Source organism: Pseudomonas sp. RIT-PI-q (assembly GCF_001297125.1).
GTDB lineage: Bacteria > Pseudomonadota > Gammaproteobacteria > Pseudomonadales > Pseudomonadaceae > Aquipseudomonas.
In genome coordinates this window covers 79,709-102,739 of the sequence record NZ_LHPC01000007.1, presented here as the reverse complement: position 1 = coordinate 102,739, position 23,031 = coordinate 79,709, and the positions used below count along the sequence as shown (strand labels likewise).

Genomic DNA, 23,031 nt, shown 5'->3' with positions numbered 1-23,031 from the left:
AATCGTCGACGCGCACGGCCTGGCCGGGCATCGCCCGCGCTCCAACCATTCATCTGTCACTGACCCAAGGTTCTCCATGGCTCAATACGTCTTCACCATGCATCGGCTGGGCAAAGTTGTTCCGCCGAAGCGGGAAATCCTGAAAAACATTTCGCTGTCGTTCTTCCCCGGCGCCAAGATCGGCGTACTCGGCCTCAACGGTTCGGGTAAGTCCACGTTGCTGAAAATCATGGCCGGCGTCGACACCGAGTTCGACGGCGAAGCCCGTCCGATGCCGGACCTGAACATCGGCTACCTGCCGCAGGAACCGATCCTCGATCCGACCAAGACCGTGCGTGAAGTGGTCGAGGAAGCGGTCAGCGTGATCAAGAACGCCCAGGCTCGCCTGGATGAGGTCTACGCGGCCTACGCTGATGAGGATGCCGACTTCGACAAGCTGGCGGCAGAACAGGCCAAGCTTGAAGCCATCCTGCAAGCCAGCGACGGCCACAACCTGGATCGCCAACTGGAAGTCGCCGCCGATGCGCTGCGTCTGCCAGCGTGGGATGCCAAGGTCGAATTCCTGTCCGGTGGTGAAAAGCGTCGTGTGGCCCTGTGCCGCCTGCTGCTGTCCGCCCCCGACATGCTGCTGCTCGACGAACCGACCAACCACCTGGACGCCGATTCCGTCGCCTGGCTGGAGCACTTCCTGCACGACTTCCCGGGCACTGTGGTAGCGATCACGCACGACCGTTACTTCCTGGACAACGTTGCTGGCTGGATTCTGGAGCTCGACCGTGGCGCCGGTATCCCTTATGAGGGCAACTATTCGGGTTGGCTCGAAGCCAAGTCCGATCGTCTGGCTGCCGAATCCAAGCAGCAGTCGGCCCACGAAAAAGCCATGAAGGAAGAACTGGAGTGGGTGCGCAAAGGCGCCAAGGCCCGCCAGTCCAAATCCAAGGCTCGTCTGCAACGCTTCGAAGAAATGCAATCGCAGGAATTCCAGAAGCGCAGCGAAACCAACGAGATCTACATCCCGGCCGGTCCGCGCCTGGGCGACAAGGTCATCGAGTTCAAGAACGTATCCAAGGGCTACGGCGATCGCGTGTTGATCGACAACCTGTCGTTCTCCATGCCTAAAGGCGCCATCGTTGGCGTGATCGGCGGTAACGGTGCCGGTAAGTCGACCCTGTTCCGCATGCTGATGGGCAAGGAAACGCCGGATTCGGGCAGCATTGAAGTCGGCGAAACCGTGCAACTGGCGTGCGTCGATCAGAGCCGTGAAGACCTGGACGGCAGCAAGACTGTGTTCCAGCAAATCTCCGACGGTTCCGATCAGATCCGCATCGGCAACTACGAGATCCCGTCGCGTACCTACGTCGGTCGCTTCAACTTCAAGGGTGGCGATCAGCAGAAGTTCGTCAAGGACCTGTCCGGTGGTGAGCGCGGTCGCTTGCACCTGGCCCTGACCTTGAAAGAGGGCGGCAACGTCCTGCTGCTCGACGAACCGTCCAACGACCTCGACGTTGAAACCCTGCGTTCCCTGGAAGAAGCCCTGCTGGACTTCCCGGGCGCCGCCATTGTGATCTCGCACGATCGGTGGTTCCTTGACCGCGTCGCGACGCACATCCTGGCGTACGAAGACGACTCGCAAGCCGTGTTCTTCGAAGGCAACTACACCGAGTACGAAGCTGATCGCCGCAAGCGCCTCGGCGAAGCTGCTACCCAGCCGCACCGGGTACGGCACAAAAAACTGGCCTGATTTCGGGTTGGTTGCATAAAAACGGAGCCTTCGGGCTCCGTTTTTTTTGCTCTTTTTTCTGTAACACCGAGGTGAATTCATCGCAGGCAAGCCAGCTCCCACAGGTGTTGAGTTTTGCCTGGAATGTGTGAACATCAACAAATCTGTGGGAGCTGGCTTGCCTGCGATAGCGGTGTAACTGATGGTGCAAAACTAAAACTGTGAGTCCCTGTTCAGGTGCAAAACCAGCCCAAAAACAGGCTAAATTTATATCCTGTGCACCATTTAATTTCACAAACGCGACATTTTGCTCTGTTCCTGTGCGCGATTCGTTTGTTAAAGTCCGGCCCAATCTCTTCCAACGACAATAAATTTGCCGAGACTTTTCCATGATCGAATCCGTTGAATCCTTCCTTGCCCGCCTGAAAAAACGCGACCCGGACCAACCCGAATTCCACCAGGCCGTGGAAGAAGTCCTGCGCAGCCTGTGGCCGTTTCTTGAGGCCAATCCGCACTACCTGAGCTCAGGGATTCTGGAGCGGATTTGCGAGCCAGAGCGGGCAATCGTTTTTCGGGTGTCCTGGGTCGACGATCAGGGCAAGGTGCAGGTCAATCGCGGGTTCCGCATCCAGATGAACAGCGCCATCGGCCCCTACAAAGGCGGGTTGCGTTTCCATCCTTCAGTGAACCTCGGCGTGCTGAAATTCCTCGCCTTCGAACAGACTTTCAAAAACTCCCTGACCTCGTTGCCCATGGGCGGCGGCAAGGGTGGTTCGGACTTCGACCCGAAAGGCAAAAGCGACGCGGAAGTCATGCGTTTCTGCCAGGCCTTCATGAGCGAGCTGTACCGTCACATCGGTGCCGACGTTGATGTTCCGGCCGGTGATATTGGTGTCGGTGCCCGCGAGATCGGTTTCCTGTTCGGTCAGTACAAGCGTCTGAGCAACCAGTTCACCAGCGTGCTGACCGGCAAGGGCCCGAGCTACGGCGGCAGCCTGATTCGCCCCGAAGCCACCGGTTTCGGCTGCGTGTACTTCGCCGAGGAAATGCTCAAACGTCGCGGTGAAGCCGTCGAAGGCAAGCGCGTGGCCATCTCGGGTTCCGGCAACGTCGCGCAATACGCGGCGCGCAAGGTCATGGACCTGGGCGGCAAAGTGATTTCGCTGTCCGACTCCGAAGGTACGCTGTACTGCGAAAGCGGGTTGACCGAAGAACAGTGGCTGGCGGTGCTGGAACTGAAAAACGTCCAGCGCGGACGCATCAGTGAACTGGCCAGCCGTTTTGGCCTGGAATTCCTCGCCGGCCAGCACCCATGGTCGCTGAGCTGCGACATCGCGCTGCCGTGCGCGACGCAAAACGAACTGGACGCCGAGGCCGCTCGCACGTTACTGCGCAACGGCTGCATCTGTGTGGCGGAAGGCGCGAACATGCCGACCACCCTTGAGGCAGTGGACCTGTTTTTGGACGCGGACATTTTGTTTGCGCCGGGCAAGGCATCCAACGCCGGTGGTGTCGCGGTGAGCGGGCTGGAGATGTCGCAGAACGCCATGCGCCTGCTGTGGACCGGTGGTGAAGTGGACAGCAAACTCCACGCGATCATGCAGTCGATCCACCATGCTTGCGTGCATTACGGCGAAGAGAACGGTCGGGTCAATTACGTCAAAGGCGCGAACATCGCCGGCTTCGTCAAAGTCGCCGACGCCATGCTCGCCCAAGGCGTGGTTTAAGCCGGTTCGATGCGGATGATCTCGATCGACTGATCGCCGGCCGGACGTTGCCACAGCACCTCGTCGCCGAGTTGCGCCCCGAGCAACGCTCGGCCCAGCGGTGAACCCCAATTGATCAGGCCCGCCGCTGCGTCGGCCTGATCCTCACCGACTAATTGCACTGTTTGCTCGGTGTCGTGTTCGTCGGCGAAGGTCACGTGGCTGCCGATCTGCACTTTCTGCGTTGAACGGGCGGGCGTCACTACCTGAGCGCTGTGCAGGCGCTGATTGAAGTAGCGCAAGTCCCGTTCAAGATCCGCCTGGCGCTGCTTGTCGGCCTGCTCACCTTTGGCCGATTGCTCGCTGAGCAGCTGTTGTAGCTCGCTGACTTTCGCCTGCAATTGGGCCAGGCCCGGGGGCGTGACGTAGTTGGGTTGCGCGCTGACCTGCCGTTCGACGGGCTGATCGGCTTGTGCGGCAGCGTTATCTTCATTGACGAAGGCACGACTCATGGTTTTCTCCCGTTATAGGGTTTGGGCCATGGTCGCAGGCTTTTAGTTTCGACGGATGTCTGTCAGCGACTTATTGCGAGCGATAGGCGTGGGCGGCGTCCTGGTCTTTTTGCTGCTGCCAGGCTTTCTCGTGATCGTCCCAATAGTGGTTGCGGTAGTCCTCGCGGTCCTCGCTTTCGCGCATGGCCTGGCACTGGCGGAAACCATCGCTCCAGCCTTCGGCGTATTGTTTGTCCTTGAGATAACGCGGGACGTTCTTGCGAAATTCCCCGGTCATCGCCCCGGCGGCTTGTCGACCACTGCTGCAACCATCATCGAAGCCATCGGCGAACGCCGGTGGATAACCCTTGGTGATCAAATCCTCGTGGGTCGTCTGGCAACCCGCGATCAACAGCAACACGCCCAACACACCCACGCAACGCCACATCTCATACTCCCGGGGCCGTTCAACGGCCTATGAGGGAAGTCTAGGAGTGGATTCGTGAGGCGCTTGTAGAAGGTCTGTGAAAAATCTATTGAGCACCACAGAACAACTGTGTGCGGGCCTGCTCGCGAAAGCGGTCGGTAGCGCCCAGCTTTGTAGCAGCTGTCGAGCTTGCGAGGCTGCGTTCGGCTGCGAAGCAGTCGTCAATCCGGCATACGGTTTTTCTCTGACACTCCGCGCGGCCTGGTTTCACGACTGCTTCGCAGCCGAACGCAGCCTCGCAAGCTCGACAGCTGCTACAGCATTCGCGAGCAAGCCCGCTCCCACATTTGTTTTGTGGTGCATTGGGGATCAATAGTGATACCACTTCACCTCAAGCATCACTTCGTTCTCGGGCGAGGCCAGGTGGCTGAATTCGCGCTGGGCACTCAAGCGCAGACCCAGGTTGCGCGACAATTCCCACTGTTGATTCAGACTTACGCTGCGGCGTACTTCGCCATTGGTGAAAAAGTCGCCCTTGGCTTCCAGGCTGAAGTTGCCCAGCGGGTTTTTCCACAGCAGGCCGCTGTTGAAACCCGCCGCCGGAGCGATGAAACCGGCGAAGTCGTTGTTGTGCTCCACGCGCACCGTGCCCAAGGCAAAACCGAGCATGTCATCGCCCAGTTGCCAGGTGCCGCCACCACCACCGTTGACGTGGCTGACCAGCGTTTCGTCGTCATGCTTGCCCGGTACGCGCTCCAGCCCGCCGGTGACCTGCCACGACAGCGGTTGCAGCAACGCGTTGCGCGGGGTCAGTGAGCGAATGGTCGCCAAATCCAGTTGCTGAAACTGCCAGTGATTGCCTTCGTACTGGCGCAGTTTCATTTGCAGGATTTCGATCTGCGCACCGAGGGGAAAGCTTTCAGCGTTGTCATTGAGATCGTGATAAGCCATGCGCAAGCCGTATTCGCCAAATGCCTTATCGCCGCGAGTGCCGATGCCGGCCTGCCAGGTGCGCGATTCATGGCCGTCTTCGGGCAGGCCCGGGCGCGGGATATCCAGTTCCGGTGGCGGGTTCTGGTTGATCGCCCGCAGCAGTTCGAAAGAGCGTTGCGCCCGTTGCGGGTCGCGCTCCTGACCGTTGGCGCGGTAGCGTTCCAGACGGTAGGCCGCGTCGATGATCAGCGCCTGACGCTCGCGGGGTTGTGCCTTGAATGCCGGCTCCTGCAGTTGTTTCTGGTCGGCACTGACTTTCAGCACCCACTCCTGTTCTTCGCCAGTCAACGGTTCGGCGCGGCTCAGCAGTTCACGTTCGCGAGACGGGCGATACTGAATGGACTCCACCAACCCGGCTTCTTTCACGGCTTTGACGGTGTCGGTGGGGATCGCGGTCAGCGGGAATTGTTCGGTCAGGCGCAGGCTCGGACGCGCCACTTGCAGCAGTTCCAGCAGGCGATAGGAGCAGTTTTCGTCGAAGAAGAAATAATCGAACTGGATCTGTTTCAGTTCCCAGACGTGCTCGACCATGCGCTCGGTTTCTTGCTGCGTCAGGTTCAGGCGGTATTCCCACAGGTCGCGGTTTTCGAGACTGCGGTATTCCGAGAGTTTTTCCTGATAGGGCACCAGTGCAAACAGCCCCGGATAGCCGCCCATCAAGCCTTTCCAGGCATACAGGATGCTGTTGTCCGAGCCTTCGATGTAGGCGCCGAAGTTGATGGCGTAGCTGAGCAGGGCGGTTTGATTGCTCTGCACGTCAGCCTGGTCGATGCGCAGCAGGGTGTGGCCGAACATCGACGACGGACTGTTCAAATAGGCGGCCGGGAAAATCATCACCGCGCTGTGAGGCGAAACGTCCTTGAACCATTTCGTGAACTCAGTGCAGTCCAGCGTCGGCAGATCGGTCAGGTTGAGCTGCGCCTTCAGCCAGCGCGTGCGCGCGGGGTAGACGCATTGAGCGTGTTGTTCGCCGGCGCTGGCGGGGGCGTATAGCGCTTGCACGGTGGCGGCCAGTTCACGGTCGGGGTGTTCGTTGCCGTCGGGGGCGAGGAAGAATTTCTTGTCGCTGACATAGCTGCGCCAGCCGCCGAGCTTGGCGGTTTCATAGTGGCCCAGGGAAATCCAGAAGGGGTCATTGGCCAGTTGCTGCAAACGTTGATTGTCGAGGTGGGGCGCGGCGGACAGCGGGGCGCAGACACAGAGCGCCAGCCAGGCAAGGCGTTTGAGCATAGTGGGCAACTTAAGTCGAAAAAAATAAAGACCCAACGCGGTGGATGCCATCTGCCCGTAGGAGCTGTAGGAGCTGTCGAGTGAAACGAGGCTGCGATCTTTTGATCTTTAAATGCAAAGATCGCAGCCTCGTTTCACTCGACAGCTCCTACAGCTCCTACCGTTGAATTGGCATTACCCAAAGAGGGGCAGGTCCAAAAAATAAAGCCCGCTCCCCGAAAGGCGCGGGCAGGTCGAGCTTAAGCTTGAGTGGCGTACTTGGCCAGACGAGGATCGTTCTTCAGGACGGACAGGGTGTTGGTATGCACATCGTCAGCGGTCACGTCAGCTTTGCTGAAGATCTGCTGGAAGTGCTCGTGAGTGACAGCAGCGAAATGCGCACGGTCTTCCGGCGCCACGCCCAGTACCACGGCGTACGTAGTCAGCGCTTCGCCCTGACCTTTCGCCATGTCTTCGGACAGCTCGTTCATCATGCCATTCATGGCAATCCAGGATTTGCCGCCATAAGTCAGCGACGCATTTGTTGCGCAACCGTTGGTGCCAGAAGTCATACCGAAGGTTGCGTTGCCGGAAGTGCCGTTGGTGGTGGATGCCAGGAAGTGAGCCGGGGTGCCACGCTGACCTTCAAACAGCATGTTGCCCCAACCGCAATCCGGGCCGCCTGGGGCCTGAGCCATGGCGTTGATGGATACAGCGGTGAAGAGAGTACCGAGAAGAATCCGTTTCATAGCTTTGTTCTCTTTATGTGCATACCAATGGACAGGGGTCTGGCCCGATCTGGCGCCAGTGGGCCGGTTATTGTTCCAGCCGCGCAGTTTGGAGTTTAGGCACGTTCCAGGGGTTCCGTGATTTTTTGCAAAACATTCGCCGAAATCATTGATTTGCGCCCGGCCCGCCTGGGGATGCCGGTTTGTCTATGCTTTGGCTTGAGGCGCGCCTTGCAAGTGAGGTATGGGCAGCGCCAGAATGCCGTTATCTGCCCCGCCTGATGTAAGGAAGCCCGATGCCTGATCCTGTTGCTGCCAGCTTGCGTCTAGCGCCCGACGCGCTGACCCGTCCGTTTTCCGCTGAACAGTTCAGCTTCTCTACCACCAATGATCTGGAGCCCTTCCGCGGTGTGCTTGGCCAGGAACGTGCGGTCGAAGCCTTGCAGTTTGGTGTGGCCATGCCACGCCCCGGTTACAACGTATTCGTCATGGGCGAGCCCGGCACTGGCCGGTTTTCGTTCGTCAAACGCTACCTCAAGGCCGAAGGCAAACGCCTGCAGACCCCGGCGGACTGGGTCTATGTCAACAATTTCGATGATCCTCGCGAGCCTCGCGCCCTCGAATTGCCGTCGGGCACTGCCGGTGCCTTCATCGATGACATCAACGGTTTGATCGACAACCTGCTGGCGACGTTTCCGGCCGTGTTTGAGCACCCGTCCTACCAGCAGAAGAAAAGCGCCATCGACCGCGCCTTCAACCAGCGTTACGACAAGGCGCTGGATGTGATCGAGCGGCTGGCGCTGGAGAAGGAAGTCGCGCTGTACCGCGACAGCAGCAACATCGCCTTCACGCCGATGGCAGAAGGCAAGGCGCTGGACGAAGCGGAATTCGCCCAGTTGCCGGAAGTCGATCGCGAGCGTTTTCACGATGACATTTCGTGGCTGGAAGAACGCCTGAACGAAGAACTCGCCAGCCTGCCGCAATGGAAGCGCGAGTCGAGCAACCTGCTGCGTCAACTCAACGAAGAAACCATCACCCTGGCCTTGCAGCCATTACTGTCTCCGTTGTCGGAGAAGTATGCGGAAAACGCGGCGGTCTGCGGCTATCTGCAAGCCATGCAGGTGTATTTGCTGAAAACTGTGGTCGAGCAATTGGTGGACGATAGCAAGACCGACGCCATCGCACGCAAACTGCTGGAAGAGCAATACGCCCCGAGCCTGGTGGTCGGCCATCCACACAGCGGCGGTGCGCCAGTGGTCTTCGAGCCGCACCCGACGTACGAAAACCTGTTCGGCCGCATCGAGTACACCACCGATCAGGGCGCGCTCTACACCACGTACCGCCAGTTGCGTCCGGGTGCGCTGCACCGCGCCAACGGCGGCTTCCTGATTCTTGAAGCGGAAAAAATGCTCAGCGAGCCGTTCGTATGGGATGCGCTCAAGCGCGCCCTGCAATCGCGCAAACTGAAAATGGAATCGCCGCTGGGCGAGATGGGCCGTTTTGCCACCGTGACTCTGACGCCGCAACACATTCCGTTGCAGGTCAAAGTGGTCATCATCGGCGCCCGTCAGCTGTACTACACGCTGCAAGACCTCGATCCGGATTTCCAGGAGATGTTCCGGGTCCTGGTGGATTTCGACGAAGACATCCCGATGGTCGACGAGAGTCTGGAGCAGTTCGCCCAGTTGCTCAAAACCCGTACCTCTGAAGAAGGCATGGCGCCGCTGACGGCCGATGCGGTGGCGCGTCTGGCGACGTACAGCGCTCGTTTGGCTGAGCACCAGGGGCGTTTGTCGGCGCGGATCGGTGATCTGTTCCAGCTGGTCAGCGAGGCGGATTTCATTCGCCATCTGGCGGGTGACGAAATGACCGACGCCGGGCACATCGAGCGTGCGCTCAAGGCCAAGGCCACCCGTACCGGACGCGTCTCGGCGCGGATTCTCGATGACATGCTCGCCGGGATCATCCTGATAGACACCGATGGCGCGGCCGTCGGCAAGTGCAACGGGCTGACGGTGCTGGAAGTCGGCGACTCAGCCTTCGGTGTGCCGGCGCGGATTTCCGCCACGGTTTATCCGGGTGGCAGTGGCATCGTCGACATTGAGCGCGAGGTCAACCTCGGCCAGCCGATTCACTCCAAAGGCGTGATGATCCTCACTGGATACCTGGGCAGCCGTTACGCCCAGGAATTCCCGTTGGCGATTTCCGCGAGCATCGCCCTGGAGCAATCCTACGGTTACGTCGACGGCGACAGCGCGTCGCTGGGTGAGGCATGCACTTTGATCTCGGCGTTGTCGAAAACGCCGCTCAAGCAGTGCTTCGCGATCACCGGGTCGATCAACCAGTTCGGTGAGGTGCAAGCGGTGGGCGGGGTCAACGAGAAGATCGAAGGCTTCTTCCGGCTGTGCGAAGCCCGCGGGCTGACCGGTGAGCAGGGGGCGATCATTCCTCAGGCCAACGTGGCCACGCTGATGCTCGACGAGAAGGTGCTGGCAGCGGTGCGCGCGGGGCAGTTCCATGTCTACGCGGTACGCCAGGCCGATGAGGCGCTGAGCCTGTTGGTCGGTGAACCGGCAGGTGCGCCGGATGCCGATGGCCAGTTCCCTGAAGGCAGCGTCAATGCGCGGGTGGTGGAGCGCTTGCGGGTCATCGCGGAAATGATCAGCGAGGAAGACCTCAAGGAAGCCGAGAAAGAGATGGCGCAGGAAGCGTTGGTGGAGACCAAGCCGGCCTGACAGTCGCCTGATCCGGGATCAGGCTGAACCTGTGGGAGCGAGCTTGCTCGCGATGAGGGACTGACATTCAACATCTGTGTTGGCTGAAAGTTCGTTTTCGCGAGCAAGCTCGCTCCTACAGGTTTTTATGTGTTGTTGAAATTGACATTTGCTTAAAAAGTGCCATCACTTTGGCGTCAATATTCACACAATGACCATTCGGCGCCTTCTGGTCCTACTTGACGTCCCAGTCAGACTTTTCTTCTATTATCAGCTCAAGGATATCGACAGTAATCACTGGATCGAGACAGCCTTCCCGTGGGGGCTGAATACCGGATCTAACGAGGGTCGCCGCCATGTCGCGCAACCTCTGCCTCACCCGTCAATGCTTGGGTCTTGTGACCCGTATCGAATGCGCCATCCGCCCATTGGCGGGGGATACGGGCATGTGGACCTTGCTTTTCGCCGCCGGAATGGCTGGCGAACAACCTTCAGCCATCAAGGCCCAGGGTCCATTTCATGGCCCCTTCGTCGCTGAGTCGATTCTCGACACCATTGTTGAAAGCCTGACCCTGCACGGCTATGAACTGGCCGATGATCCGCAAATCTGGTGCCTGCATCTGCAAGCCCAGCTGCGGGAAATCAACGGTGGGCGTTACCGCAGCGCCACATAAACGCTGTCGAGCAGGTTATTGATCAAGGCTGGACGTATCAGCCTTGTCGAGTTTGACCTCGAATCCATATTGCACCGTGGTGAGGTCGGTTCGCTGGTAGGTTTCCAGTCGGGTGGGTTGCCCGTAGAAGTAGTGCACGCTGAATATTGCCGGGCCTTGCGCGCTCGCATCGTGACTGACCGACAGAATCTCCTTCAGGTAATTACCGCTGTCGTCCTTGGCGAAGAAACGCCAGTCCTGGGCGGGAAACAGCTTCGAATCCACCACCAGTGCATTGCCTTTGAGTTCCAGGCCTTTGGGCAGATGGTGGGCATCGATGGTTTGCTTGTCGACCAAGGCCAGGAATATTGGCATGGAGCCTACGGCGTAAGCCGGGGTTTCTGGAAACAGGTTCAAGTCGTAGGTGATGGTGCCGCGCAGCGGATCGACCTGGTACGCCTCTGGCGGCAATTCGATCGGCTCATCGCGTTTGCCATTACCGTCTTCGGTGAAGAAACTGACCGGGCTTTCACCGGGGTTGAAGGATGTACCGAGCAATTCATCATTGAAGCTTTTGGGGTGATCGAACTCGATCTGCGCAGCACTCGGGTCTTCCACCGACTGATGGACTGTGACGCTTTTTTTCAGTTGTTCCTCGCCCAGCGTCGCACCTTTGAGCCAGGTGGGCGCCTGGTCGTCATACACCACCACCGGCAAAGACAGTGGCTGGATGGTTTTCTCCGTGGTGGCGCGATCGAAGCGGCGTACTGGCAGGTTCAGGTCCTTGCGAGTCACCGTGGCCGCCGAAAAATCCAGCACGCTGACTTCGACGGTTTCGATCGGTCCGTTGAAGTAGACCTTGGAGTAATGATGGGTCTGTTGCTTTTCAAACGCTTGCTGTTCGTCATTCAGCTGTTTTTCAAACGTTTCGCTCCAGGCCTTTTGCTGCTGCATTTTCGCCAATTGTTTTTGATAGAAGGCAATTTGTGCAGCGGTTTCATTGATCGATCCTGAGCGCGAGAGAAACTGCCCGGTGGTGTCCCTGGCCTGCACGATCAGCGGGTTCAGCGGCGTGTCGCCGACCTCGGGGGCCAGTGGCGCGCTGTTGTTGAATTCGATTTCGGCGTAGTTGTTTTCAAGTTTCAGCAAGGTGACGCTGAGGTTATCGTTGGTGCGGGTCTGGCCGACGTCTTTTTTCGTCAGGTCGAAGCTGTAGAGCCTGCGCGGCGCTATGACTTCCACTGTGCCTTGCAGGCTCACCGGTTGTGGCTGGTTCTTGTTTTCAACGTCCAGGCCATCGATGAAGGGGTAGGTCACCGTGAGGTCATCGGGGTTGGTCAGGTTGGAACTCGACGGGCTCAGCTGAATACCGGGATCGGTTTCCGACCATTCCGGCTGAAACGCGATGACGCGTTTGTTGCTCAGCGTCACTGATTGCCATTCCAGGCCATGGGGAAAGAGAAACGCGGCCGGAATACTGAAATTGAAGGGGAACACCGGTTGCAGATCGGTCAGGTAGTCGGAACTGGAGTCTTTGTGCAATACGAACAGGCCGTTGATGTACGTGTCGACCAGCGCCTGTGGTGTGGGATAGTGCTTGAGCACGGCGAGGGCGTCTTCGCCGTATTCGGTGTCCACCGGCTTGCTGTCGAGCTTGAGTTGCGCACGTTCAAGCAACAGCAGTGAACCACCGAGCTCGGCGACGGCATCCTTGAGTTTCGGATCCTGAATCGCATCCAGCGACTTTTCGAACTGCGCGGTCTTTTCCTCAAGGCTGACCTGGCGCTTCTCATCGCTGGGCGAACAGCCGATCATCAGCAGCGCCAGGCAAAGCCCGGCACTCGTTAAAGGCAATCGCACATCCATTTTCCCGTCTTCCTGTCCGATGTCGCTGAGCTGTCAATGGTTTGGACACTAGCAGAAAAACCTTGTCACACACGCGCAGGTGGCGGATTTCTCGACGGTTTCTGGCTGTAACCGGTGGCTGGTATACTCGCGGCCATTTCCAGCCCTGTGTGAGATTCAATGGAACGCTTTATCGAAAATGCAATGTACGCCTCCCGTTGGCTGCTGGCGCCGATCTACTTCGGCCTGTCCCTTGGGCTGCTGGCCCTGGCGCTGAAATTCTTCCAGGAAGTCTTCCACGTCATCCCCAACGTGTTCTCGATGGCCGAATCGGACCTGATCCTGGTGCTGCTGTCGTTGATCGATATGGCGCTGGTGGGCGGTTTGCTGGTGATGGTGATGATTTCCGGGTACGAGAACTTCGTGTCCCAACTGGACATCGACGACGACAAGGAAAAGCTCAACTGGCTGGGCACCATGGATTCGTCTTCGTTGAAGATGAAAGTGGCCGCCTCCATCGTGGCGATCTCGTCGATCCACTTGCTGCGGATTTTCATGGACGCCAAGAACGTCGATCCCGAGCATTTGAAGTGGTACGTGATCATCCACATGACCTTCGTGATCTCGGCATTTGCCATGGGTTACCTGGATAAGCTGACCAAGCACTGATCCGCACGATCCCCCGAACACCTGATCCCCCCGGACCGTCGATCCCCTGTAGGAGCGAGGCTTGCCCGCGAAGGCGGCGTCACAGACAACACTTATGTCGTCTGACACGGCCTCTTCGCGGGCAAGCCTCGCTCCTACACAGAAGGTGTTAACCAGACGGGCGGTGGCGTTTTTGGCTTGTACTTTGAGGCATCAAGGCATATGCCTGTAAGGGTCTTGGTTCGCCACTGTGTGAGGTGCGTTCATGAACCTGCAAGAGTTGAATGCCTACGCCATCGCCGGAAAAGTCGATGAGCTGAATCTGATCTCGATGGAAGGCGGGATCTACCTGCTGGAAGCGCGCATGCATGGCGCGGCATATCCGTTGAGTGATAACCACGGCGAGATGTTCCATGTGCGCTCTGTCGAGCATGCACGTGAAGTGCTTCACGCCTGTCCTAGCGTACCGTTCAACCTTGTGCACACCTCCGTTCATGACGAAATGTGTGGCCTCGGCGGTAATACCGAGGAAAGCCTGAAGGTGCCGATTGCCTTCCGTTCTGTGTGGCAGCGCTGACGCCCCTGATCAACGCGATGGCATCTGTGCTAGTCTGCTGGCCCTTTTGGTTCCGGGCGCTCCGGGACGCGCTGTGCACGCACGGCAAGTTCCTGGGCCGTCCGCACAGCGGAGCAGTGTCATGTCCGAAGTAAATCTGTCCACCGACGAAACCCGCGTCAGCTACGGCATTGGCCGTCAGTTGGGCGACCAGCTGCGCGACAACCCGCCACCGGGCGTTAGCCTGGACGCGATCCTGGCTGGCCTGACCGATGCCTTCGCCGGCAAGGAAAGCCGTGTAGGCCAGGAAGAAATGTCCGCGAGCTTCAAAGTCATTCGCGAAATCATGCAGGCCGAAGCTGCAGCGAAAGCTGAAGCCGCTGCTGGCGAAGGCCTGGCTTTCCTGGCTGAAAACGCCAAGCGTGATGGCATCACCACCCTGGCTTCCGGCCTGCAGTTCGAAGTGCTGACTCAAGGTGAAGGCGCCAAGCCAACCCGTGAAGATCAAGTGCGCACTCACTACCACGGCACGCTGATCGACGGCACTGTCTTCGACAGCTCCTACGATCGTGGTCAGCCTGCAGAATTCCCGGTTGGCGGCGTGATCGCTGGCTGGACCGAAGCCCTTCAACTGATGAACGCCGGCAGCAAATGGCGTCTGTACGTGCCGAGCGAACTGGCTTACGGCGCGCAAGGCGTTGGCAGTATTCCGCCGCACAGCGTACTGGTATTCGACGTCGAACTGCTCGACGTTCTGTAATCCCTGATCCTGTAGGAGCGAAGCTTGCTCGCGAAGGCGGTGTGTCATTCAACGATGATGTTGAATGTGGTGGCCTCTTCGCGGGCAAGCCTCGCTCCTACAGGGGTTTGTGGTGTTTTTCATATTTCGATCTTGTGCTGCAGTTCATTCGTCGGGCGCAACGCCCGGGCGTAGCAGAATAGAAACAGATTGCGCACCAGTTCCTTGAGCACCACCGGCTCGCTGGAACTCAGGCCGTTGACGTCCAGATCACCCTGGTCCTGTAACTCGTTCAAGGCTTCTTCTTCAAGCACCGCACAGACTTCCCCGGTTTCCCGATGCAGGATCCTGAGGTAAGGGTGTGGGCGGTCCAGCCACGCATCGATCAAATAAGTCATGGGTCTCATCTCCATTGATGGGTTTCAATGAGAATAATTCTTATTCATCAAATAGCAAGGGCCTATTGGCTGTTTGTGTTTTTTTCAGGGTAAAAATTGCGTAAGGTCAAAACGGCTGGCGTTTGGCTACTGCGAGGGTTTGCTGGGCGAAGCGGGGAAGGGTGAAGCACCATCCCACGCGAGGCGCGGGATGGAATACAGCAGGCTCAGACTTTTCTGACGAACTCGGATTTGAGCTTCATCGGGCCGATGCCGTCGATCTTGCAGTCGATGTCGTGATCGCCATCGCACAGGCGAATATTCTTGACCTTGGTGCCGACCTTGACCACCAGCGACGTGCCCTTGACCTTCAAGTCCTTGATCACGGTGATGGTGTCGCCGTCCTGCAGGACGTTGCCCACCGAATCCTTCTTCACGGTGTCATCCGACGCAGCTTCGGCTTCGCCGCTGGCGGACCACTCGTGGGCGCACTCAGGGCAGATCAGCTGGGCGCCGTCTTCATAGGTGTATTCGGAATTGCATTTTGGGCAGGGTGGCAACGTGCTCACTAAAGCTCCTTGAATTTCAGGATCGCTAAAAAGCGCACATTATATAGGGTTTTTAGTAGGCGAGGGGCGACGCATGATTTGTAGGAGCGAGGCTTGCCCGCGAAGGCGATCTACCAGTCGACATCAAGTTGACTGACACATCGCCTTCGCGGGCAAGCCTCGCTCCTACAGGGGCGTTTCAGTGCGTGCGGGCGACCGCAAACTCGCTCAGCTCGACCAGTGCATCGCGGTACTCGCTGGCTGGCAGCGCGTCGAGGCATTTGATCGCACGGGCCACGTAGTCGCGGGCCAGTTTCGCGGTGTAATCCAGCGAGCCCGAGGCTTCCACGGCTTCGCGGATGCTTTCCAGGTCTTCGATGCCGCCTTTCTGGATCGCCTTGCGCACCAGTGCAGCCTGCTCCGGCGTACCTTCACGCATGGTGTAGATCAGCGGCAGGGTCGGCTTGCCTTCGGCCAGATCGTCACCGACGTTCTTGCCCAGGGTTTCGGCATCGCCACGGTAATCCAGCAGGTCGTCGACCAGTTGGAACGCCACGCCCAGGTGGTCGCCGAACGTACGCAGCGCTTCGCTCTGCTCCGGCGAGGCGCCGGCCAAAGCAGCGGCACTGTGGGTCGAGGCTTCGAAAAGCATCGCGGTCTTGCCGCGGATGACTTCCATGTAGGTTTCTTCGGTGGTGCTGGCGTCGCGGACCTTCGACAGCTGCAACACTTCGCCTTCGGCGATAATGCGCGTGGCTTGCGAAAGGATCTTCATCACCGGCATGGAGCCCAGTTCGACCATCATTTCGAAAGAACGCGAATACAGGAAGTCGCCTACCAGTACGCTCGGGGCGTTGCCCCACATGGCGTTGGCGGTCGAGCGGCCACGGCGCATGCCGGACATGTCGACCACGTCGTCATGCAGCAGGGTGGCGGTGTGCAGGAACTCGATGGTCGCGGCCAGCAGGCGCAGGTCATCGCCTTCGCGGCCAAGTGCCTTGCCACACAGCAACACTAATAAGGGACGCAGGCGTTTACCGCCGGCCGAGGTAATGTAATCGCCGATTTTCGATACCAGCGGCACTCGGGAAGTCAGCTGCTTCTTGATGATGCCGTCGACGGCGCTAAAATCGTCCGCCACCGCGCGGTAGAAAGCTTGGGGTTGCATCAGCGACAGTTGCTCCAGAAGGGTTGCGCGGCATGCTAGGACCCACGTCGGCGGGTGTCAAGGCGCGATGGACGGCCTCTTGCATCGCTCAAGCAGCTTGCGTACAATCGCGCACCCTGAACTTCCTGGGCAGCACCTGCCTTACGCAATTGCAAAAAGGCCTTCCAGCCTTATGCAGCCATGCCAGCCAATACCTCTTCTTATAAAGAGCTGGGTGAGCAGGATTATCGGAGAAATACCATGTCGTACGCAGTAATTGTTACTGGTGGCAAGCAATACAAGGTCGCCCCGGGTGAATACCTGAAGATCGAAAAACTGGAAATCGCTACCGGCGAATCCGTTACTTTTGATCGCGTTCTGTTGGTCGCCAATGGCGATGACGTGAACATCGGCGCTCCAGTTGTTGCTGGCGCTACCGTTGTGGCTGAAGTGATCTCCCAAGGTCGTCACGATAAAGTCCGCATCATCAAGTTCCGTCGTCGTAAGCACCACATGAAGCGTATGGGCCACCGCCAGTGGTACACCGAGATCAAAATCACCGGTATTCAGGCTTAATTTCAGCCTAATTCCTCACTAGGAGAATTGACTCATGGCACACAAAAAAGCTGGTGGTAGTACCCGTAACGGTCGCGACTCAGAAGCTAAACGCCTTGGCGTGAAGATGTATGGCGGCCAGGCTATCATTCCGGGCAACATCATCGTGCGTCAGCGCGGCACCCAATTCCACGCCGGTTACGGTGTTGGCATGGGTAAAGATCACACTCTGTTCGCTAAAATCGACGGCGTGATCAAGTTCGAAGTAAAAGGCGCTTTCAACCGCCGTTACGTGAGCATTGTCCCGAAGACTGAAGTCGTCGCGGCATAATTACGTAGTTGCTGGAAAAGCCCTGTCTCGCGACGGGGCTTTTTCGTTTGTGGGGTGAGTCTCTTGCAAAGCTGTTTGTAATGGGCGAAAGCAGCTGGATTTTGCGGTCGTTGCTTGAGGTCGCTGCGCTCATTTTTGCAAGAGTCTTATGTCTAGATTTTTTCGGCTCGTCCGTATGACGAGAGGCGTTTTGTTATGAAGTTTGTTGATGAAGTATCGATTCGAGTAAAGGCCGGTGACGGCGGCAACGGTTGCATGAGCTTCCGTCGCGAAAAGTTTATTGAAAACGGCGGCCCGAACGGCGGTGACGGTGGTGATGGCGGCTCGGTCTACATGATCGCCGACGAAAACCTCAACACCCTGGTGGACTACCGTTACACCCGGCACTTCGATGCCGAGCGTGGCTCCAACGGCGGCAGCACCGACTGCACCGGCAAAAAAGGTGAAGAGCTGGTGCTGCGCGTTCCGGTCGGCACCACCGTTATCGACTCCGCCACTCAGGAAGTCATTGGCGACCTGACCAAGGCCGGTCAAAAGCTGTTGGTGGCTCATGGTGGCTGGCACGGTCTGGGCAACACTCGTTTCAAATCCAGTACCAACCGCGCTCCGCGTCAGACCACTCCGGGTAAGCCGGGTGAGGCGCGTGACCTCAAGCTGGAAATGAAGGTGTTGGCTGACGTCGGCCTGCTGGGCTTGCCGAACGCCGGTAAAAGTACCTTTATCCGCTCCGTTTCGGCCGCCAAGCCGAAAGTCGCCGACTACCCGTTCACCACGCTGGTGCCGAACCTGGGTGTGGTCAGCGTCGATCGCTGGAAAAGCTTCGTGGTCGCGGACATTCCGGGCCTGATCGAAGGTGCTTCCGATGGTGCGGGCCTGGGGATTCGCTTCCTCAAGCACTTGTCGCGTACCCGTCTGCTGCTGCACCTCGTGGACATGGCGCCGCTGGATGACGCCAGCGCTCCGGATGCGGCTGAAGTGATCGTCAGCGAACTGACCAAGTTCAGCCCGTCCCTGGCTGAGCGTGATCGTTGGCTGGTGCTGAACAAGTGCGACCAGATCCTTGAAGAAGAGCACGATGCTCGCGTCAAGGAAATCGTTGATCGTCTGGAGTGGACGGGTCCGGTCTACGTGATCTCGGCCATCTCCAAGCTCGGCACCGAGCGTCTGTGTCACGACATCATGCGTTACATGGAAGATCGTGCTGACCGTCTGGCGAACGACCCGGCTTACAAGGAAGAACTGGCCGAGCTCGATCAGCGCATCGAAGACGAAGCCCGTGCTCAGTTGCAGGCGCTGGATGACCAGCGTGCCCTGCGCCGTAGCGGCGTGAAGTCGGTCCATGACATCGGCGACGATGATTGGGACGAAGAAGATGTGGATGACGAAGACGGTCCGGAAATCATTTACGTGCGTGACTGATTCGTTGCGTGCGTGACTGATCTGTAGGAGCGAGCTTGCTCGCGAAGGTCTCAAGAGTGCCGCGTTCGTCCAGGATGCACGCGGCATCGTTGGCGTCCTTCGCGAGCAAGCTCGCTCCTACAGGCGGTGTTATCATCGCTGGCACGCCGGCTCACTAGGCGCCGCTCAATTGAGCGGCGTTTTAGTATCTGGAAATCGGTAGTCACGAATAACGTTACGGGCGGCGCTGGGTCGCGCTGCCCTCAAGCTAAGGTTGAAGATGATGCGGAGCAAGGTGACAGGTGCGCAGCGTTGGGTCGTGAAGATCGGCAGCGCTCTGCTGACGGCGGACGGCAAGGGCCTGGATCGCGCGGCAATGGGTGTCTGGGTCGAACAGATGGTGGCCTTGCATGAGGCGGGCGTCGAGTTGGTGCTGGTGTCCTCCGGGGCGGTAGCGGCCGGCATGAGCCGTCTGGGCTGGACTGTGCGACCCAGTGCAATGCACGAACTCCAGGCTGCTGCTGCCATCGGCCAAATGGGCCTGGTGCAAGCCTGGGAATCGAGCTTCGCCGAGCATGGTCGGCACACCGCGCAGATTCTCCTGACTCACGACGACTTGTCGGACCGCAAGCGCTACCTGAATGCGCGCAGCACCTTGCGCGCGCTGGTTGAGCTGAAAGTGATCCCGGTGATCAACGAAAACGACACCGTGGTCACCGATGAAATCCGTTTCGGCGACAACGATACGCTGGCCGCGCTGGTGGCCAACCTGGTCGAGGCTGACTTGCTGGTGATCCTCACCGATCGCGACGGCATGTTCGACGCCGACCCGCGCAATAACCCGAATGCCAACCTGATTTATGAAGCGCGTGCCGATGATCCGGCGCTGGATGCAGTGGCGGGCGGTACGGGCGGGGCGTTGGGGCGTGGCGGCATGCAGACCAAATTGCGCGCTGCCCGACTGGCGGCCCGTTCCGGAGCGCATACGATCATCGTTGGCGGGCGCATTGAGCGTGTGCTGGATCGCCTCAAGGCGGGCGAGCGCATCGGCACCTTGCTCTCGCCGGAGCGCGGTCTGCTGGCGGCGCGCAAGCAGTGGCTGGCCGGGCATCTGCAAACCCGTGGCACCCTGGTGCTGGATGCCGGTGCAGTGACTGCATTGTCCAAGGGCAACAAAAGTTTGCTGCCGGTGGGGGTCAAATTGGTCCAGGGCAGCTTCCGTCGTGGCGAAATGGTGGTGTGCGTGGCGCCGGACGGTCGTGAAATCGCCCGAGGCCTGGCCAACTACAGCGCTCTGGAAGCACAAAAAATTATCGGTCAGTCGTCTGAGGCGATTGTCGGTCTGTTGGGTTACATGGCTGAACCGGAACTGGTTCACCGCGATAACCTGATTCTGGTTTGAAGGAATATCTGAATGCGCGTGGCAAAAGGATTGTTGGGGCTGCTGTTGGCGATGCCGCTGCTGGCTTCGGCCGAAGAGATTGGTCAGGTGTCGACGGTGTTCAAATTCGTCGGGCCGAATGATCGTATCGTCGTCGAAGCGTTCGATGATCCGAAGGTTGAGGGTGTGACCTGTTACCTGTCGCGCGCCAAGACCGGTGGCGTGAAGGGCGGTCTGGGCTTGGCGGAAGATCGCGCCGAGGCGTCCATCGCCTGTCGTCAGGTCGGTCCGATCAGCTTCAAGGGTGAGCTCAAGGATGGTGACGAGGTGTTCAAGGAGCGTACGTCGCTGGTGTTCAAGACCATGCAGGTGGTGCGATTCCTCGACAAGAAGCGCAATACCCTGGTGTATCTGGTCTACAGCGATCGCTTGATCGAAGGCAGTCCGCAGAATGCGGTAACGGCAATCCCGATTCTGCCGTGGGCGCACGCCCAATAAGTCCTGCGCAAATCGAAATGTGGGAGCGGGCTTGCTCGCGAAGAGGCCATAACATTCAACATCATCGTTGACTGTTATGCCGCCTTCGCGAGCAAGCCCGCTCCCACATTTTTTTGCGTAGCCTGTTGAATCGCAGGCAATAAAAAACCGACCCGGAGGTCGGTTTTTTAACAAGCTTATCGCTTATGCGGCAACAGCAAGGTTCAGAGCCTTGACGTGACCGTTCAGGCGGCTCTTATGACGAGCAGCCTTGTTCTTGTGGATGATGCCTTTATCGGCCATACGGTCGATAACTGGCACGGCCAGAACGTAAGCAGCTTGAGCTTTTTCAGCGTCTTTTGCGTCGATGGCTTTAACCACATTCTTGATGTAGGTACGAACCATGGAACGCAGGCTGGCGTTGTGGCTGCGACGCTTCTCAGCCTGTTTTGCACGTTTTTTGGCGGAAGGTGTGTTGGCCACCGTCGAGCTCCTCGAAAGACTTTTTAGGAAATAGCAAACAAAATAGGCCGCGAATCATGCCGATGAGTTGATGTCTTGTCAAGGGCGGTTGAGACGTTCCGCTAAGTGGTAGGTATAAAGAGGCGGGATATTTATTTCCGGCGCTTGACCTGTAAACTCGCGAGCTTTGGCTCTGTGCTGCTGCGGCGCGGAGTATCGCATAAGTGGGCGCGTTGTTCGCCTGCTGTTTATCGACAGGCACAAACTCTTTCAATGAATCTGCTCAAATCGTTGGCCGCCGTCAGCTCTATCACGATGCTTTCCCGGGTTCTGGGGTTCGTTCGTGACACGCTCATCGCACGTGCATTTGGCGCAGGAATGGCGACAGACGCCTTCTTTATCGCCTTCAAACTGCCCAATCTGCTGCGGCGAATCTTCGCCGAGGGAGCATTTTCCCAGGCTTTCGTGCCGATTCTTGCCGAATACAAGAGCCAGAAGGGCGAGGAGGCGACGCGAACGTTCATTGCCTACGTCTCGGGCCTGCTGACGCTGGTGCTGGCGTTGGTCACTGCGCTGGGCATGATCGCCGCGCCATGGGTCATCTGGGCCACCGCGCCGGGTTTTACCAATACTCCTGAAAAATTCGAGCTGACCGCCAGCCTGCTCCGGGTGACCTTCCCTTATATATTGCTGATCTCCCTGTCTTCATTGGCCGGGGCAATCCTCAATACCTACAACCGTTTCTCGGTGCCGGCCTTCGTGCCGACCTTGCTTAACGTCAGCATGATCATTTTCTCGGTGTTTTTGACACCGTACTTCGATCCGCCGGTGATGGCCCTGGGTTGGGCGGTTCTGGTGGGCGGTCTGGCGCAGTTGCTCTATCAGCTGCCGCACCTGAAAAAAATCGGCATGCTGGTGCTGCCGCGCCTGAATCTGCGCGACAGTGGCGTCTGGCGGGTGATGAAGCAGATGTTGCCGGCGATTCTCGGTGTGTCGGTGAGCCAGATTTCCCTGATCATCAACACCATCTTTGCCTCGTTTCTGGTCGCCGGCTCGGTGTCCTGGATGTACTACGCCGACCGTTTGATGGAATTGCCTTCCGGCGTGCTGGGCGTCGCATTGGGCACAATCCTGCTGCCGACACTGGCCAAGACCTACGCCAGCAACGATCGCGAGGAATACTCGCGGATTCTCGATTGGGGCCTGCGCCTGTGTTTCATGCTGGTGCTGCCGTGTTCACTCGCATTGGGGATTCTGGCCGAGCCGCTGACGGTTTCGCTGTTTCAGTACGGCCAGTTCAGTGCGTTTGATGCGTCCATGACCCAGCGCGCGTTGATCGCTTATTCGGTCGGTTTGCTCGGGATTATCGTGATTAAAGTGCTGGCGCCGGGCTTTTATGCGCAACAAAACATCCGTACGCCGGTAAAGATCGCGATTTTCACGTTAGTCTGCACTCAATTGTTCAACCTGGTGCTGATTGGTCCGTTGGCCCATGCTGGCCTGGCCTTGGCCATCAGCGCCGGTGCCTGCCTCAACGCCGGGCTGCTGTTCTATCAACTGCGCAAGCAGCAGATGTACCAGCCGCAACCCGGCTGGGCGAAGTTTGGCGCCAAGCTGGTGGTCGCGGTAGTCGTCATGTCCGCGGTATTGCTGGCCGGAATGCACTTTATGCCGGCCTGGGATCAGGGCCACATGCTTGAGCGATTCCTGCGTCTGGGGGCTCTGGTGGCGGCTGGCGTGGTGGCTTATTTCGGTATGTTGCTGTTGATGGGCTTCCGTTTGCGCGACTTCAATCGCAAGGCGCTAAGCTGAGGTCCACGCCTCGATAAATACGGGCGGGCTGGCGGTTTTGTCGGCTCGATCACTTTGGGTTACGGTGTTGCCTGTCGTCGGCCGCCGGGTGTGGTTATAATCGACCACTTTATG

General features: G+C 58.5%; 23 protein-coding genes. 13 read left to right on the top strand and 10 right to left on the bottom strand.

Annotation, left to right across the window (positions count from 1 at the left end):
* Positions 1-76 precede the first annotated feature (76 nt).
* Positions 77-1,741 carry an energy-dependent translational throttle protein EttA gene (gene ettA / locus AEQ67_RS00690; RefSeq protein WP_059402021.1) on the top strand — a complete coding sequence of 555 codons (1,665 nt, stop codon included), beginning with the start codon at positions 77-79 and terminating at the stop codon, positions 1,739-1,741.
* Here the strand turns inward: ettA and AEQ67_RS34595 are convergent.
* On the bottom strand, positions 1,701-2,111 hold the full coding sequence (locus AEQ67_RS34595) for a hypothetical protein (RefSeq protein WP_152974782.1): 411 nt from the start codon (positions 2,109-2,111) through the stop codon (positions 1,701-1,703). The genes ettA and AEQ67_RS34595 overlap by 41 nt on opposite strands.
* On the opposite strand from AEQ67_RS34595, the gene gdhA reads away from it, so the two are divergent.
* On the top strand, positions 2,110-3,447 hold the full coding sequence (gdhA, locus tag AEQ67_RS00685) for an NADP-specific glutamate dehydrogenase (protein ID WP_059402020.1): 1,338 nt from the start codon (positions 2,110-2,112) through the stop codon (positions 3,445-3,447). The two genes, AEQ67_RS34595 and gdhA, sit on opposite strands and share 2 nt — an antisense overlap.
* On the opposite strand, the gene AEQ67_RS00680 is transcribed toward gdhA, so the two are convergent.
* From AEQ67_RS00680 to AEQ67_RS00665, 4 genes are all read right to left on the bottom strand, one after another.
* The gene (locus AEQ67_RS00680) at positions 3,444-3,938 is read right to left on the bottom strand and encodes a GreA/GreB family elongation factor (protein WP_059402019.1); all 495 of its coding nucleotides are present in this window, start codon (positions 3,936-3,938) and stop codon (positions 3,444-3,446) included. The genes gdhA and AEQ67_RS00680 overlap by 4 nt on opposite strands.
* A 70-nt stretch (positions 3,939-4,008) precedes the next feature.
* On the bottom strand, positions 4,009-4,365 hold the full coding sequence (locus AEQ67_RS00675) for a hypothetical protein (RefSeq protein ID WP_059402018.1): 357 nt from the start codon (positions 4,363-4,365) through the stop codon (positions 4,009-4,011).
* Positions 4,366-4,713: 348 nt separating this feature from the next.
* Positions 4,714-6,567: an Lnb N-terminal periplasmic domain-containing protein gene (locus AEQ67_RS00670; protein ID WP_059402017.1), complete on the bottom strand. Its 1,854-nt coding sequence runs from the start codon at positions 6,565-6,567 to the stop codon at positions 4,714-4,716.
* A 239-nt stretch (positions 6,568-6,806) separates the two neighbouring features.
* Positions 6,807-7,295, bottom strand: coding sequence for a DUF3015 domain-containing protein (locus AEQ67_RS00665; RefSeq protein WP_059402016.1), 489 nt, complete (start codon positions 7,293-7,295; stop codon positions 6,807-6,809).
* A gap of 275 nt (positions 7,296-7,570) precedes the next feature.
* On the opposite strand from AEQ67_RS00665, the gene AEQ67_RS00660 reads away from it, so the two are divergent.
* Both AEQ67_RS00660 and AEQ67_RS00655 read left to right on the top strand, forming a co-directional pair.
* Positions 7,571-10,009: a Lon protease family protein gene (locus tag AEQ67_RS00660; protein ID WP_059402015.1), complete on the top strand. Its 2,439-nt coding sequence runs from the start codon at positions 7,571-7,573 to the stop codon at positions 10,007-10,009.
* A 335-nt stretch (positions 10,010-10,344) separates the two neighbouring features.
* Complete coding sequence (locus AEQ67_RS00655; protein WP_059402014.1) at positions 10,345-10,662, top strand: PA4575 family protein; 318 nt, start codon at positions 10,345-10,347, stop codon at positions 10,660-10,662.
* A gap of 15 nt (positions 10,663-10,677) precedes the next feature.
* On the opposite strand, the gene AEQ67_RS00650 is transcribed toward AEQ67_RS00655, so the two are convergent.
* Positions 10,678-12,507 carry a hypothetical protein gene (locus AEQ67_RS00650; RefSeq protein ID WP_059402013.1) on the bottom strand — a complete coding sequence of 610 codons (1,830 nt, stop codon included), beginning with the start codon at positions 12,505-12,507 and terminating at the stop codon, positions 10,678-10,680.
* 159 nt (positions 12,508-12,666) lie between these two features.
* Here AEQ67_RS00650 and AEQ67_RS00645 point away from each other — a divergent pair, with 159 nt between their 5' ends.
* From AEQ67_RS00645 to AEQ67_RS00635, 3 genes are all read left to right on the top strand, one after another.
* Positions 12,667-13,155, top strand: a complete 489-nt coding sequence (locus AEQ67_RS00645; protein WP_033054284.1) for a TIGR00645 family protein — start codon at positions 12,667-12,669, stop codon at positions 13,153-13,155.
* Between the two features lie 244 nt (positions 13,156-13,399).
* Complete coding sequence (locus AEQ67_RS00640; RefSeq protein ID WP_059402012.1) at positions 13,400-13,711, top strand: DUF6482 family protein; 312 nt, start codon at positions 13,400-13,402, stop codon at positions 13,709-13,711.
* A 121-nt stretch (positions 13,712-13,832) separates the two neighbouring features.
* Positions 13,833-14,450 (top strand): FKBP-type peptidyl-prolyl cis-trans isomerase, encoded by a 618-nt coding sequence (locus AEQ67_RS00635; RefSeq protein ID WP_046048787.1) that lies wholly within the window; start codon positions 13,833-13,835, stop codon positions 14,448-14,450.
* Between the two features lie 119 nt (positions 14,451-14,569).
* Here AEQ67_RS00635 and AEQ67_RS00630 read toward each other — a convergent pair whose 3' ends face one another.
* The 3 genes from AEQ67_RS00630 to AEQ67_RS00620 form a co-directional block, all read right to left on the bottom strand.
* A complete protein-coding gene (locus AEQ67_RS00630; RefSeq protein WP_059402011.1) occupies positions 14,570-14,827 on the bottom strand; it encodes a PA4570 family protein in 258 nt (85 codons plus the stop codon).
* 206 nt (positions 14,828-15,033) lie between these two features.
* Complete coding sequence (locus tag AEQ67_RS00625; protein WP_010467527.1) at positions 15,034-15,375, bottom strand: zinc ribbon domain-containing protein YjdM; 342 nt, start codon at positions 15,373-15,375, stop codon at positions 15,034-15,036.
* A 178-nt stretch (positions 15,376-15,553) separates the two neighbouring features.
* On the bottom strand, positions 15,554-16,522 hold the full coding sequence (locus AEQ67_RS00620) for a polyprenyl synthetase family protein (RefSeq protein WP_059402010.1): 969 nt from the start codon (positions 16,520-16,522) through the stop codon (positions 15,554-15,556).
* 240 nt (positions 16,523-16,762) lie between these two features.
* Between AEQ67_RS00620 and rplU the strand changes: the two genes are divergently transcribed.
* The 5 genes from rplU (at position 16,763) to AEQ67_RS00595 (ending at position 20,664) form a co-directional block, all read left to right on the top strand.
* A complete protein-coding gene (gene rplU / locus AEQ67_RS00615; RefSeq protein ID WP_003176051.1) occupies positions 16,763-17,077 on the top strand; it encodes a 50S ribosomal protein L21 in 315 nt (104 codons plus the stop codon).
* Between the two features lie 34 nt (positions 17,078-17,111).
* A complete protein-coding gene (gene rpmA, locus AEQ67_RS00610) occupies positions 17,112-17,387 on the top strand; it encodes a 50S ribosomal protein L27 (RefSeq protein WP_059402009.1) in 276 nt (91 codons plus the stop codon).
* Between the two features lie 195 nt (positions 17,388-17,582).
* Entirely contained in the window at positions 17,583-18,806 is a 1,224-nt protein-coding gene (cgtA, locus tag AEQ67_RS00605; RefSeq protein WP_059402008.1) for an Obg family GTPase CgtA, read from the top strand.
* Between the two features lie 262 nt (positions 18,807-19,068).
* Positions 19,069-20,187: a glutamate 5-kinase gene (gene proB / locus AEQ67_RS00600; protein WP_059402007.1), complete on the top strand. Its 1,119-nt coding sequence runs from the start codon at positions 19,069-19,071 to the stop codon at positions 20,185-20,187.
* Between the two features lie 12 nt (positions 20,188-20,199).
* Complete coding sequence (locus AEQ67_RS00595; protein WP_015096894.1) at positions 20,200-20,664, top strand: CreA family protein; 465 nt, start codon at positions 20,200-20,202, stop codon at positions 20,662-20,664.
* Between the two features lie 183 nt (positions 20,665-20,847).
* Here the strand turns inward: AEQ67_RS00595 and rpsT are convergent, their stop codons facing one another.
* Positions 20,848-21,126, bottom strand: coding sequence for a 30S ribosomal protein S20 (gene rpsT, locus AEQ67_RS00590; RefSeq protein WP_008154937.1), 279 nt, complete (start codon positions 21,124-21,126; stop codon positions 20,848-20,850).
* Between the two features lie 252 nt (positions 21,127-21,378).
* On the opposite strand from rpsT, the gene murJ reads away from it, so the two are divergent.
* Complete coding sequence (gene murJ / locus AEQ67_RS00585) at positions 21,379-22,917, top strand: murein biosynthesis integral membrane protein MurJ (RefSeq protein ID WP_059402006.1); 1,539 nt, start codon at positions 21,379-21,381, stop codon at positions 22,915-22,917.
* Positions 22,918-23,031: the final 114 nt, after the last annotated feature.